Source organism: Pedobacter heparinus (assembly GCF_032678725.1).
Classification (GTDB): Bacteria; Bacteroidota; Bacteroidia; order Sphingobacteriales; family Sphingobacteriaceae; genus Pedobacter; species Pedobacter heparinus_A.
In genome coordinates, this window is sequence record NZ_JAVTSC010000002.1 from 371,936 (window position 1) to 384,454 (window position 12,519).

Here is a 12,519-nt window from a genome sequence, read left to right on the forward strand (position 1 = left end):
GGTTATTTAAACTCCGAAGTTTTATGGAATTCAATATCCGGGTAATCCCGCATCGTCATATTGATCATGAACTCATTGTCTGCCAGGTAAACTGCATTACCATCTTTATCCTCACCGATATGCTGCTGTTTCCTTTTCAGAAATTCTGCAAGCTTGGTTTTGTCTTTTGAGGTTACCCAGTTGGACCGGGTATAACTCAACATCCTGAATGCGGCTTTGGCACCATATTCATGTTCCAGGCGGAAAGCAATTACCTCAAACTGAAGCTCCCCTACAGCACCTACCACCTTACGGTTTCCGGGTTGCATGGTAAACAATTGGGCTACTCCCTCTTCGGTAAGCTGCTGGATGCCTTTTTCCAGCTGTTTTGTTTTTAAAGGGTCTCTGTTCTCCAGCTCCTTAAATATCTCGGGAGAGAAGCTGGGAATGCCTTTAAACTGAAGTTTCTCTCCTTCAGTAAGGGTGTCGCCTATTTTGAAATTCCCGCTATCGTATAAACCCACAACATCTCCTGGCCAGGCTTCTTCTACAATGCTTTTTTCATTGGCCATAAAGTCCATCGGGTTAGAAAATTTCATTTTCTTGTCCTGACGGGTATGGTAGTAGAACTTATTGCGTTCAAATTTTCCGGAGCAGATCCTTAAAAAGGCAATGCGGTCGCGGTGTTTAGGGTCCAGGTTGGCATGGATCTTAAATACAAAGCCGGAAAAATTCTTTTCTTCTGCAGCTACCTCCCGTTGTTCGGCTTCACGGCCTTTTGGGCTTGGGGCAATATTGATGAAAGTATCCAGGAGCTCCTTGATGCCAAAGTTATTGATGGCACTGCCAAAAAATACCGGGGCCAGTAAACCCTCAATGTACATGCTCTTGTCCAGGTCGCCATAAACCCCATGAACCAGTTCCAGATCTCCTTTAAGGCCTTCCAGTTCTTTTGGTTTTAAGAAGTTAGTCAGGTTGTCATCGTTTAGGTCGTTCACGGCTATAACCGGCTCACTGATCTTACTCTTATCTGGCTCAAACAGGTTCAAGTGTTTGTTGTAAATGCTATAAACGCCTTTAAAAGTATGTCCCTGGCCAATTGGCCAGGATAAAGGGCACAAACTGATGCTTAATTTATTTTCTATTTCATCCAGCAGGTCAAATGCATCTTTACCTTCGCGGTCCATTTTATTGATAAAAATGATCACAGGGGTATTGCGCATGCGGCATACCGACATCAGCTTTTCCGTTTGCTCTTCTACACCCTTCACACAGTCAACTACCAGGATTACACTATCCACAGCAGATAAGGTACGGTAGGTATCCTCCGCGAAATCTTTGTGCCCCGGGGTATCCAGAATGTTAATGCGCTTGTTGGCATACTCAAAACCCATCACCGAAGTAGCCACAGAGATACCACGCTGTTTCTCTATCTCCATAAAATCGGAGGTATTGCTCTGGTTGGCTTTGTTGCGTTTTACCGCACCGGCCGTATTGATGGCTCCGCCAAAAAGCAGGAATTTCTCTGTTAAGGTTGTTTTACCAGCATCGGGATGGCTGATAATGGCAAATGTTTTGCGTTTTTCTATTTCAGGGTGAATCATAGCGGCGGCAAAGATAACTATAATATACAAAAGAAAAACCGGCTATTGTTTGCCGGTTTTTCTGGAATTGTGATCTGATGTTGTTAACCTCTGCCGCCCCGGCTTGGTCTTGAACTTTCTGTTCTTCCACCGCCGCCCTGGTTACCACGGCTTTCGGAGCTTCTGGCAGGAGGAGCACTTTGCTGTATCCGTTCAGGTCTCTGGTACTGGGGCTGTGGCCTGCTTTCCTGGCGCTGCGGTTGTTGCTGTGGTCTTTCCTGAGGTTGAGCCGGCCTTTCCTGGCGTTGAGGCTGCTGTTGCTGCGGTCTTTCCTGCATGCGTGGCGCTTCCGGACGACTTTCCTGACGTTCAGGACGTGCCTGACGTTCCGGGCGCTCCTGACGTTGTTGTGGGGCAGGTTGCATTTGCTCTGGCCTTTGTGCCGGGGTTTCCCTTGGGTTATTTTCCCTTGATGGGTTTCCTCTTTCTGTCCTTTGAGGCTGTGTGCTATTGTTTTCACGGTTTCCAATTCTGGACGGTCTGCCATTGTTTTCGCCAGCAGGCCTTTCTCCTCTTGACGGAGCCGTTACGCCAGAGCCGTTATCGCCTCTTGAAGGGCGTGTAGATGGTGAACCATTACTGCTTGTGCCCCTGTCTCCTCTGGCTGTAGTATATCCCTCTCCACGGATGGCTTCCCTTGGTCTGGCATTGGCATTGGAACTGCCTCTGCTTGGCCTTGGCGTATAAATGTCAACGTTGTTTCCATTGATATTGCTCCGGCTTGGTCTGCCTGTGGTATTTACATTATAAACCCTTACGTCTCTTCCGGTTGCCCTCCTGATGTCATCAGCCCTTGGGCCACTATAATAAGTACGGCGATTATTTACGTACGTATTGTTGATGATGATCGTATTGTGGATGATGGTCACATTCCTGCGGGAGTAATACCTTGGAAAACTGTCATAATAAATATTCCGCTGCGGAATGAATACCCACCACAGATCAGGGATGTTAAAATTAATATTGACATTCATCCCAGGGCCCATTGGTGCCCATCCATAATAACCGCCACCACTTCTCCAGCTCACCCATGCCGGTCCCCAGGTCGTATCGGGAATCCAAACCCATTCATTGTAACGGTTATATACCCATCTTCCGTAGTGGAATGGCGCCCAGCCCCAATCGTAATTGGAAACCCAGGTATTGCCGTATTCGGTCATCGCCCAGCGCCCATTGGAATAATAAGGCCTGAAATCGCCTTGTTCTACATCCGGCCGCCAAACGTAGCCATATTGTGGATCCTGTATCCAGGTTCCATAAGGAGATAGCTCATCATAAAATGATTGTAGGGAAACATCATCTCCCTGCGCCATAACCTTCTGTGTTGCACCGGTCAACAAGAGCAGGAGCCCAAGTACAATGGCCGGTAATTTGATCATGTTTTTCATTGTGTGTGTGTTTTAATTTACCTAACGCTTTTATTATATCAATTTGAGTTCCAAAAATTACTCAAAGTTTAATTTGTCTATTAAAATATTACATTGTCATGTTGATGTTAAGCCTAATTATATTGGTTTAATAGGCAGAACGGCAGATTTTAATTTAAACATGGAATATACAATTTACGGTTTTTCCTCTTATTAACGGCAATTTGCTGCTTAAGATTACTTAGCAACTACAGTTTTATGGCAGGAAAAATGTGCTTTGCCGTAATATTTTTCTTCTTTTGTAGTAAAATCAGCATGACAATGACAAAAGGCATACTATATCTTATCCCCGTTCCCCTGGCAGAAAATGCGGCCCAAAAATCATTTACCCCATTTCTTGGGGATACGATAAATGAACTCAAGACCTATATCGTTGAAAATGAGAAAACAGCGCGTAAATTTTTAAAAGAGGCCGGGTTAAAGCTGCCACAGTCTGAGCTGGTTATTCACGATTATGGCAAGCACAAGCGTGGAAATTCAATGGTTCCTTTTTTTAAAGAGCTGATGACCGGTACAGATGTAGGTTTGATGAGTGAAGCCGGATGCCCCGGTATTGCTGATCCGGGAGCTGATGTTGTTGCTGAAGCACATAGAAGAGGAATTAAAGTGGTGCCATTGGTTGGGCCCAGCTCTATTTTACTGGCGCTGATGGCTTCGGGTTTTAACGGACAGAGCTTCACTTTTCATGGCTATCTGCCCATCGATAAAGTCGAAAGGGCAAAACAGATCAAAGAGCTGGAGGCGTTGTCACAAAAGAACAGGCAAACCCAGCTGTTTATCGAAACCCCATTTCGTAACAATCACCTGTTTGAAGATATACTAAAGAATGCTTCCGGACAAACCCAGCTGTGTGTAGCCTGCAATTTAACTGCTGAAGATGAATATGTTAAAACTTTGCCCATAGGATTGTGGCGTAAAGAGCGCATAGACCTGCATAAAAAACCAACTATATTTTTATTGTATAAAGGCAGTTAGCGGTACATGTTCTTGCTGTCTATAAAAGACAGTACATTATCTGGTACAAAATACTGCAGGTTTTTTCCTGCAGCAATTCCCTTGCGTATAAAGGTGGAAGAGATGTCCATCTGCGGGGTATCTGTAATTTTTACGGCAGGGTGCCCTAACCATTCGCTGATATCTACGCCTGGCCGGGGATAGACATAAATCTCGTAACGCTGCAAAATCACTTCATAGTTCTTCCATTTTTTGAAAGAAGAAAGGTTATCAGCACCCATAATTAACGCAAATTCTTTTCCCGGATACTTTTCCTGTAAATAAGTGAGTGTATCAACCGTATAGGAGGGTTGCGGTAAACCGAATTCCATATCACTCACTTTAATGTTTTCTGCATTTTCAGTGGCCAGTTTTGCCATTTCAAGTCTGTCGTACATGTTCGACAGGCCATTTTTATTTTTCAGTGGATTGTGGGGAGAAACAACCAGCCAGACTTCCTTAAGTTCCGTAAAAGCCGCCATATAACCGGCTATAACCAGGTGACCGGTATGAATAGGGTTAAAAGAGCCAAAGAATAATCCAGTTTTCATTTGCGTTATTTTTTTATAAAATCTCCCACCAGTTTTTCTGCTTCCAGGCAAGCGGTTTGCAGGTCAAAGTTTTTAAGCACCACGTCAAACTTATCTGCGTAGGCCAGTTCCTTTTCTGCTTTAATAAAACGCTCCTGCAGTTTTTCAGGGCTGTCTGTACCCCTGCCGGTCAAACGTTCCTTGAGTACTTCCAAAGACGGAGGCTGTACAAATATAGCTAAAGCATCATTTTCATATTTGCGTTTTAAGCGCAATCCGCCTTCTACATCAATATCAAAAATGACATGTTTATCTTCATCCCAGATGCGTTGAATTTCCGATCTCAGGGTGCCGTAAAAAGTTCCGCTGTATACCTCTTCAAATTCTACAAATTCCTGGCGTGCAACTTTATGCAAAAAGTCTTCTTTGCTGATAAAATAATAGTCCTTGTCGTTTTTTTCATCGCCACGTAGCTCCCTGGTAGTTGCCGATATGGAAAAGCTCAATGAAGGGAATTTCGTGAGCAGGTGTTTAACGATGGTGGTTTTACCTGCTCCCGAAGGGGCAGAAAATATAATCAGTTTACCTTGTTTCATCAGGGCTTACAACACGTTTAATAATTGTTCTTTAATCTTTTCCAGTTCTTCTTTCATTCCAACAACCAGTTGCTGAATCTGTGCATCATTGGCCTTGGCGCCCATTGTATTGATCTCCCGGCCAATCTCCTGCGAGATAAAACCCAGCTTTTTACCATTGGCATCCTTACCTTTTAAGGTTTCGATAAAATAATCACAATGACTTTTTAACCTGATCTTTTCTTCGGTGATGTCTAATTTGTCAATATAATAGATCAATTCCTGTTCTAAACGATTCTGGTCTACGTTCAGTTTACCCACATTTTCCTCTAAGAACTGGTTCAGCCGGTTCCTGATCTGAGGGATCCTAAGTGGTTCCAGTACCTCAATCTGGCTAAAAAAATCCAGGATATTCTTGATCCGCAATTCCAGATCTGTCTTCAATACCGCGCCTTCTGTTTCCCGGAACTGGTTAAAGCTGGCTAAAGCTGTGTTAAAAGTGTTAAACAGAATGTTCCAGTCATTTTCACTTACTTCATCCTCTGTATAACTGATCACTTCAGGGAAGTTAAGGACAGCCTGCAACAGGTTGCCCGAATTTGCGCCCAATTGGGTATTTATCTCTTCCAGTTGTTTGTAATACCTGCTCAGTAAAGCGGCATTGATTGTGGCTCCTTTCAAAGCTTCTTCGCCACGTTCAATGTTTATGGAAACACTGACTTTACCGCGTTCAATTTCTTTGCTGCAAATGTTGCGCAATAGCAATTCCTTATCTGAAAAGGCTTTAGGTAGTTTTAGATTGAGTTCTAAAAACTTACTGTTTAAGGATTTTATCTCTACAGCAAATTTTACATTCTCATGATCTGCAGAGGCCAGGCCATATCCTGTCATTGATTTTATCATGTGCAAAGATATAATTTATTGGCTTTTCCTGCCTATTTAACTTTTTTTAACTAAGGTATTTGGCAAACAATGGTTAATTTTACGTTATTATATAACCTATGTTCAAATTTAATCGTCTATATATCCCACTGTTCCTGGCAGTTTTGCTCTTTAGCCTGCCTGCTGCTGCGCAAGATTTTTTACTGGGGGGTGTCGTTTTTGAGAAAGGTACTTCAAATCGTATTGCCCGTTCCGAGATCGTCAATAAAAGAACAGGATACAGGGTAAACAGCAATGATCTGGGCTTGTTCCAGATCAGGGCCATCGTAGGGGATACCTTACTGGTTATGAAGACGAACTTTTCGGATGCTGAAACTGTTGTATCCTCCAGTAAAGACATATTGGTTTACCTGACCGGAAGCCGGATGCTTAAAGAAGTGAACATCAGCGGACAGACCAAGAAACAGGAACTGGATGAACTGAAAAGAGATTATAAAAATAAAGGCTCCTTTTATCAGGGTAAACCGCCCTTCCTTTCCTTTCTTTTTAAGCCCTTAACTGCAGTTTACGAGTTGATTGGCCGTACCCCAAAAAATGCAAGGAGGTTTGGCCGCTATTATGAAACAGAATTACAGCAAACGCAGATAGATGGCTTTTTTAATGAGTTTTTAATCCAGAACAATACAGACCTGAAGGGCCCGGACCTGGAGAAATTTATGCTGGATTACCGGCCCGAATATGAAAAGGCCAGGAACTGGACGCAATATGACGCGGTAAAGTACATCAGGGACTCCTATAAAAAATATGCTGATACACTCAAAAAGAATTAGGCTTAAATAGAAAGGGCTTCGCAGGCCTTTTCTGCAGCCAGTTTTTCCGCATTCTTTTTGTTGTAATCCCTGCCTATGCCGTAGCTTTCGCCCTCAACAACGGCCTGAATGGTAAATAATTTAGCACTTTCGCCTTCGCCATTTTCCACCATATCAAAGGTAATGTCTTTCCCATGGCGCTGGCACCATTCAATCAGTTTACTTTTGAAATTCGTTTCTGTTAGTTCCAGGGTATGGATGTCAATGTAAGGCTTCACAATCCTTTTGAGCAGAAATTCCCGGGTAAAATTGTAGCCCTTATCCAGATAAATGGCACCAATAAGGGCTTCAAAGGCATCACCCAACATAGAGTGGTGTTTGGTTTGCACATTTACGGCTTTCTGGTCAAAAACAATCAGCTGATCGAAGCCCATTTTTCGGGCAAGCTGGTTTAAATTGGCTCTGTTTACAATTTTGGAGCGCATCTCGGTCAAAAATCCTTCTTCTTTATAAGGATAACTTTTGAAGAGTAATTCGGCTATTACAGAGCCCAGCACTGCATCGCCCAAAAACTCCAGGCGTTCATTGCTGCTCCTGCTGCCATTTTTTAAAACTTTTGCCACAGACCGGTGCCTGAATGCCATTTTATATAAGGTGGCATTTCCAGGCACAAAGCCTAAAATGTTTTTCAACTTTCTTATAAAGACTTTATCAGGTGAAAGATAGAGCTTATACAGGTCAAATAATGGCATTAATTATGTTTACTCTTCGTATTTTTTGAAAATTACAGACGCATTATGACCACCAAAACCAAATGTATTACTCTGAGCTGCACGAATGGTACGCTTCTGCGCCTTGTTAAATGTGAAATTTAATTTTGGATCACATTCAGGATCGTCATTAAAGTGGTTGATCGTTGGCGGAACAATGTCATTTTTTACTGCAAGTATTGCAGCAATGGCTTCAATTGCCCCGGCAGCCCCCAATAAGTGTCCCGTCATTGATTTGGTTGAACTGATGTTCAGTTTGTAAGCATCTTCGCCAAAAAGATCTACAATTGCCCTGCTTTCGGAGATATCACCTAAGGGAGTAGAAGTTCCGTGAACATTGATATAATCAATGTCTGCAGTAGTCAATCCGGCGTCGTTTAAGGCATTGGTCATCACCATTCTTGCGCCCAATCCCTGCGGATGAGGTGCTGTAATGTGATTCGCATCTGCGCTCATCCCTCCGCCAATCAGTTCGGCATAGATCTTGGCACCACGTTTTTTCGCATGTTCCAGTTCTTCCAGGATGATGGTTCCAGCACCTTCACCGGCAACAAAGCCATCACGGTCTTTGTCAAACGGCCTGGAGGCTGTTTTAGGGTCATCGTTTCTTGTAGAAAGTGCATGCATGGCATTAAAACCACCAATTCCGGCCTCGTTAATAATTGCTTCAGAACCACCACTGATGATCACGTCGCACATATTCAAACGAATATAATTGTATGCGTCAATCATGGCATTGGTAGATGATGCACAGGCAGAAACTGTGGCAAAATTTGGCCCTCTTAAACCATATTTTATAGAAATATGGCCGGGCACAATGTCAATAATTACTTTTGGAATGAAAAAGGGATTGATACGCGGGGTACCGTCGCCTAAAAAAAAGGCTTTCATTTCATCCTGAAAGGTTTTAAATCCGCCAATACCCGATCCCCAGATTACACCGATACGATTGGTGTCCAACTGTGAAAAATCGAAATTGCCATCTTTTACAGCCTCTTCTGTAGATACTAAAGCGTATTGAACAAATGGATCTAATTTGCGGGCTTCTTTTCTGTCCAGAAAATCCTCAGGATTGAAGTTTTTAAGTTCGCATGCAAATTTGGTTTTGAACTTTGAGGTATCAAAACCTGTAATAGGGCCTGCGCCACTCACCCCATTAACCAAACCATCCCAGAACTCTGGAATGGTATTGCCTATTGGAGTGAGCGCACCTAACCCTGTAACTACTACTCTTTTTAATTCCATTTATACGGATTATACGGAAACCGTATTTTTACTTAACGTTTTTCTCTAAGTAAGCAATTGCCTGACCAACTGTGCCGATCGTCTCAGCCTGATCATCAGGGATTGCTACATTGAATTCTTTTTCAAACTCCATAATAAGTTCTACTGTATCTAAAGAATCCGCACCCAAGTCGTTAGTGAAAGAAGCTTCTGGTGTAACTTCGTTTTCATCCACACCTAATTTTTCAACGATAATAGCCTTAACTCTTGAAGCAATATCAGACATAATGTTATAATTTAATGGTTAAATAATTCAGTGCAAAGAAAAATAAATTCTTACACATTTCAAATGTTTTTATTTCTGTACCAATTTTAATGTTTTTATTTTGAAGATCAATGTAAAATTAGTTTTATAATTTCGTATTTCCGTAAAATATTCTGTTTTGAACAAAACTTACTTAAAACTTTCATTAGACCTTGACTTTGTATTAATTGCCATCACTGCATCCTTAAAGGATTATGTACTTTGTCATAAAATTAATACTCGTCTTAATTTTGGTTTTGAGAAGACGGACGACCATGAAGTTTATTTCAATATTGATGAAGCGCCGCTCGCCTTTTCAAAATATTATTTTTTTGTGGAGCAGGGCGAGATCGAATACTATATTATCAACAACAGAAATGCCGAAGGTTTTTTAATTCCGGAGATGAATAAGGTTGATTTTTTCATGATTATCCATCAGTATATTGATAAGGAAGATCTGAATTTTATCCTCAATGGATTGAATAAACTTGTTGATATTCAGGTTGCTGCACAAATAAATCCAGCTAAATTAAGGTCAAAGGAAAATTTGATAATGTAAATTTTATATTGAAGGTGTACAAAATACACTATATTTGGATTTACATAACCAAACAGATAACTTTAATAAATCAGACTAGCATCGGTTTTCTGTGATACGAACGCTCGTTTTGTTGGTCTGTAATAAAATTTAAATAACTCAATGAAACCATTTCATTCTAGAACAAAAATCGTAGCCACTTTAGGCCCCGCCTCAGCTAAACCAGACGTTTTATATAGTATGTTTAATGCCGGACTGGATGTTTGTCGTTTAAACTTTTCTCATGGCTCACAAGCAGATCACCAGGAAGTGCTGGATACCATTCGCGGCCTTAATGAAAAACACAATTATAACGTTGGTATACTTGCTGATCTTCAGGGTCCTAAGATTCGGATCGGAATGGTTAAGGATGGTGGTATACAGTTAGTTAATGGGGCGAAAACCATCATTACCACCAAAGAATGTGTGGGTAACGAAGAACGGATCTACATCACTTATGAGTCTTTTCCGAAGGATGTTAAAGCCGGGGAGATCATTTTATTGGATGATGGTAAATTGCAGATGCGCGTACTGGAAACTAATCTTTCAGATGAGGTACTTTGCGAAATTGTTCATGGAGGAATACTGACTTCCAGAAAAGGTGTAAACCTGCCAAATACCAAAGTTTCTATTCCTTCACTTACTATCGAAGACCGTAAAAATCTTGAATTTGTTCTCGAAAACGATGTAGAATGGATCGGACTTTCTTTTGTGCGTAACGCTGAAGACATTATTGAACTAAAAAATATCATTAAGGAAAGAGGTAAAACAGCTCGTGTGATTGCCAAAATTGAAAAGCCGGAAGCCATTGCAAATATTGATGAAATCATAGCAGTTTCTGACGGGATTATGGTTGCCCGTGGAGATCTTGGGGTAGAAATGCCAATGGAAGAAGTGCCTTTGCTGCAAAAAATGATCGTTCAAAAGTGTCGTGCAGCTTCCAAGCCGGTAATTGTAGCGACCCAGATGCTGGAAAGCATGATCACCACACCAAGGCCAACACGTGCCGAAGTGAACGATGTGGCCAACTCTGTATTGGACGGAGCAGATGCTGTAATGCTTAGCGGAGAAACCTCTGTTGGTGAGTTTCCACTGATCGTTATTGAAACGATGCAAAAGATCATTCAGAACATAGAACAAAACAATTATCCTTTCCATCCTGACAAGTTTCTTAAGCCTAAAGCCGAGAGCTTTTTAAGTGATGCGGTTTGTGATTCGGCCTGTACCTTGTCTAAACAAACGAATGCGGTTGGTATCGTTTCCATGACCTTAAGCGGTTATACTGCTTTCGAAATCTCCAGCCACAGGCCTAAGGCATTGACTTATATTTTTACCAGCAACAGGTCACTATTGAATACTTTGAGTCTTTTATGGGGCGTACAGGGCTTTTACTACGATAAATTTGAAAGTACAGACGAAACCATTCAGGATGTGAATGACTTGCTTAAAGCGAATAAAATGGTTAAAAAAGGAGATGTTATCATCAACACTGCAGCCATTCCTATGGAACGCAAAGGCAAAACGAATATGTTAAAAGTTACTGTTATTGAATAAAATACTTTAGCATTCAATTTTTTTTCTACTTTTGCATTCCGTAAAAACGGAGAGTTGTCCGAGTGGTCGAAGGAGCACGCCTGGAAAGTGTGTATACCTCAAAAGGGTATCGAGAGTTCGAATCTCTCACTCTCCGCATTGTGATACAAATAACCTGCTAAAGCATTAGTTTTAGCAGGTTATTTTTTAAAAACTAATCTGAAATTTCTCTTCGATAGCTATTTTAAAATGCTGACTATACAAACCCTATTTACATTGAGTAGAGGGTTTTTTATTGAATATTCTCAAGCTTATATCCTTTGCCGCGCACAACAGCAATTTTGATATTCGGATCAAATTCCAGTTTTTTTCTAAGTTTTGATATGAACATATCCAGGCTACGCCCTACAATAACACCTTCATCCTCCCATATCTCTTTTTGCAACCGGCTTCTCTCTATAGTCTGGTTAGGAGACAGCGCAAAAATAAGCAGCAGACGTGTTTCAGTTCCGGTCAGGTTTATGGTTTTCCCATTCATTGTCAATTGCCGATTTTTCGCATCGAACAACACCGAGCCCAAAGTTAAAATGCCAGGATTTTGAGTCCCAGGCGCGGCGCTTCGCAGTTTAACCGATCTAAAAAAAATAAAACCAACAAATGCTAAAACCGACAGGCTGCCCAGAAGATATCCATTTGCCGTATTTATTCCTGTCGGTTTAAATTTAATGTTGACCATGTAACAGCCCTTGGGTTGCACCCTTCCTCTACAAGCTACAATATCATCTTTTTTATTGTTGGATATAGCGTATCCATAGGCTACACTGGAGTTGCCACAGTTCAGGACGTTAACTACATAATCACTTGCGAGGGGGTCTTTGGCCAACAAATGCCGGGTAGTATTCACCAGCGAGTCAGGTTGAAAAGTAAGCTCATTCTCAAACCTGATCTGGTACTCATTTTCCGCGATCTTTTTTACCGGAAGAACCCTTGATTTACTGTCGCCCGACTGGGTGAGTAGTTCATCTCCTATCCTCCGAAGCAAAACTTCTCTCCTGGCGATATCAAAATAGTCACTGCCGGTCATACTGAATGCCGCGCAAATCACAGAGACAAACGAGAGTAATATCACTCCCCACAGGTACTCGCGTTTCCCGGAAAGTAGATTATGGCCATAAAACATACCATTTACAATTTATTTACAAAGGTTACATTTTTATTTACAATGCAAGTTCTTCAGGCTGAAATATATCAAAGTATTTTTGTTGCACCAACT

13 protein-coding genes and 1 tRNA gene are annotated in these 12,519 nt (G+C 41.6%); 5 read left to right on the forward strand and 9 right to left on the reverse strand.

Translation table 11 applies throughout. The annotated features are described in order from the left end of the window. Positions 1–2 precede the first annotated feature (2 nt). Positions 3–1,583, reverse strand: a complete 1,581-nt coding sequence (locus R2Q85_RS04930) for a peptide chain release factor 3 (protein WP_316810634.1) — start codon at positions 1,581–1,583, stop codon at positions 3–5. A gap of 83 nt (positions 1,584–1,666) precedes the next feature. Continuing rightward, positions 1,667–3,010 carry a DUF6600 domain-containing protein gene (locus R2Q85_RS04935; protein WP_316810635.1) on the reverse strand — a complete coding sequence of 448 codons (1,344 nt, stop codon included), beginning with the start codon at positions 3,008–3,010 and terminating at the stop codon, positions 1,667–1,669. A gap of 300 nt (positions 3,011–3,310) precedes the next feature. Between R2Q85_RS04935 and R2Q85_RS04940 the strand changes: the two genes are divergently transcribed. Beyond that, a complete protein-coding gene (locus R2Q85_RS04940) occupies positions 3,311–4,024 on the forward strand; it encodes an SAM-dependent methyltransferase (protein ID WP_316810636.1) in 714 nt (237 codons plus the stop codon). Here R2Q85_RS04940 and nadD read toward each other — a convergent pair. Genes nadD through R2Q85_RS04955 form a run of 3 tightly spaced genes read right to left on the reverse strand, consistent with a single transcriptional unit; the run spans position 4,021 to position 6,038 of the window. Further along, positions 4,021–4,593, reverse strand: coding sequence for a nicotinate (nicotinamide) nucleotide adenylyltransferase (gene nadD, locus R2Q85_RS04945; RefSeq protein ID WP_316810637.1), 573 nt, complete (start codon positions 4,591–4,593; stop codon positions 4,021–4,023). The two genes, R2Q85_RS04940 and nadD, sit on opposite strands and share 4 nt — an antisense overlap. Before the next feature lie 5 nt (positions 4,594–4,598). Further along, positions 4,599–5,168, reverse strand: coding sequence for a guanylate kinase (gene gmk, locus R2Q85_RS04950; RefSeq protein ID WP_316810638.1), 570 nt, complete (start codon positions 5,166–5,168; stop codon positions 4,599–4,601). Positions 5,169–5,174: 6 nt separating this feature from the next. Then, the gene (locus R2Q85_RS04955; RefSeq protein ID WP_316810728.1) at positions 5,175–6,038 is read right to left on the reverse strand and encodes a YicC/YloC family endoribonuclease; all 864 of its coding nucleotides are present in this window, start codon (positions 6,036–6,038) and stop codon (positions 5,175–5,177) included. A gap of 110 nt (positions 6,039–6,148) precedes the next feature. On the opposite strand from R2Q85_RS04955, the gene R2Q85_RS04960 reads away from it, so the two are divergent. Then, the gene (locus R2Q85_RS04960) at positions 6,149–6,859 is read left to right on the forward strand and encodes a hypothetical protein (RefSeq protein ID WP_316810639.1); all 711 of its coding nucleotides are present in this window, start codon (positions 6,149–6,151) and stop codon (positions 6,857–6,859) included. Between the two features lie 2 nt (positions 6,860–6,861). Here R2Q85_RS04960 and rnc read toward each other — a convergent pair whose 3' ends face one another. The 3 genes from rnc to R2Q85_RS04975 are packed head-to-tail and all read right to left on the reverse strand — an operon-like array spanning position 6,862 to position 9,118. Next, complete coding sequence (rnc, locus tag R2Q85_RS04965) at positions 6,862–7,590, reverse strand: ribonuclease III (RefSeq protein ID WP_316810640.1); 729 nt, start codon at positions 7,588–7,590, stop codon at positions 6,862–6,864. A gap of 9 nt (positions 7,591–7,599) precedes the next feature. Further along, positions 7,600–8,853, reverse strand: a complete 1,254-nt coding sequence (gene fabF / locus R2Q85_RS04970; RefSeq protein ID WP_316810641.1) for a beta-ketoacyl-ACP synthase II — start codon at positions 8,851–8,853, stop codon at positions 7,600–7,602. A 28-nt stretch (positions 8,854–8,881) separates the two neighbouring features. Then, the gene (locus tag R2Q85_RS04975) at positions 8,882–9,118 is read right to left on the reverse strand and encodes an acyl carrier protein (protein ID WP_008241990.1); all 237 of its coding nucleotides are present in this window, start codon (positions 9,116–9,118) and stop codon (positions 8,882–8,884) included. Positions 9,119–9,275: 157 nt separating this feature from the next. Here R2Q85_RS04975 and R2Q85_RS04980 point away from each other — a divergent pair, with 157 nt between their 5' ends. From R2Q85_RS04980 to R2Q85_RS04990, 3 genes are all read left to right on the forward strand, one after another. Next, complete coding sequence (locus tag R2Q85_RS04980) at positions 9,276–9,695, forward strand: IPExxxVDY family protein (protein WP_316810642.1); 420 nt, start codon at positions 9,276–9,278, stop codon at positions 9,693–9,695. Between the two features lie 141 nt (positions 9,696–9,836). Further along, positions 9,837–11,267, forward strand: a complete 1,431-nt coding sequence (pyk, locus tag R2Q85_RS04985) for a pyruvate kinase (protein WP_316810643.1) — start codon at positions 9,837–9,839, stop codon at positions 11,265–11,267. 48 nt (positions 11,268–11,315) lie between these two features. Then, positions 11,316–11,403, forward strand: a tRNA-Ser gene (locus R2Q85_RS04990). A gap of 135 nt (positions 11,404–11,538) precedes the next feature. Here the strand turns inward: R2Q85_RS04990 and R2Q85_RS04995 are convergent. Further along, positions 11,539–12,426 carry a winged helix-turn-helix domain-containing protein gene (locus R2Q85_RS04995; protein ID WP_316810644.1) on the reverse strand — a complete coding sequence of 296 codons (888 nt, stop codon included), beginning with the start codon at positions 12,424–12,426 and terminating at the stop codon, positions 11,539–11,541. Between the last annotated feature and the right edge of the window lie 93 nt (positions 12,427–12,519).

Coding starts and splice junctions, on each gene's coding strand:
- R2Q85_RS04930 (WP_316810634.1), bottom strand. CDS start 1,583: ATGATTCACCCTGAAATAGAAAAACGCAAAACATTTGCCATTATCAGC.
- R2Q85_RS04935 (WP_316810635.1), bottom strand. CDS start 3,010: ATGAAAAACATGATCAAATTACCGGCCATTGTACTTGGGCTCCTGCTC.
- R2Q85_RS04940 (WP_316810636.1), top strand. CDS start 3,311: ATGACAAAAGGCATACTATATCTTATCCCCGTTCCCCTGGCAGAAAAT.
- nadD (WP_316810637.1), bottom strand. CDS start 4,593: ATGAAAACTGGATTATTCTTTGGCTCTTTTAACCCTATTCATACCGGT.
- gmk (WP_316810638.1), bottom strand. CDS start 5,168: ATGAAACAAGGTAAACTGATTATATTTTCTGCCCCTTCGGGAGCAGGT.
- R2Q85_RS04955 (WP_316810728.1), bottom strand. CDS start 6,038: ATGACAGGATATGGCCTGGCCTCTGCAGATCATGAGAATGTAAAATTT.
- R2Q85_RS04960 (WP_316810639.1), top strand. CDS start 6,149: ATGTTCAAATTTAATCGTCTATATATCCCACTGTTCCTGGCAGTTTTG.
- rnc (WP_316810640.1), bottom strand. CDS start 7,590: ATGCCATTATTTGACCTGTATAAGCTCTATCTTTCACCTGATAAAGTC.
- fabF (WP_316810641.1), bottom strand. CDS start 8,853: ATGGAATTAAAAAGAGTAGTAGTTACAGGGTTAGGTGCGCTCACTCCA.
- R2Q85_RS04975 (WP_008241990.1), bottom strand. CDS start 9,118: ATGTCTGATATTGCTTCAAGAGTTAAGGCTATTATCGTTGAAAAATTA.
- pyk (WP_316810643.1), top strand. CDS start 9,837: ATGAAACCATTTCATTCTAGAACAAAAATCGTAGCCACTTTAGGCCCC.
- R2Q85_RS04995 (WP_316810644.1), bottom strand. CDS start 12,426: ATGTTTTATGGCCATAATCTACTTTCCGGGAAACGCGAGTACCTGTGG.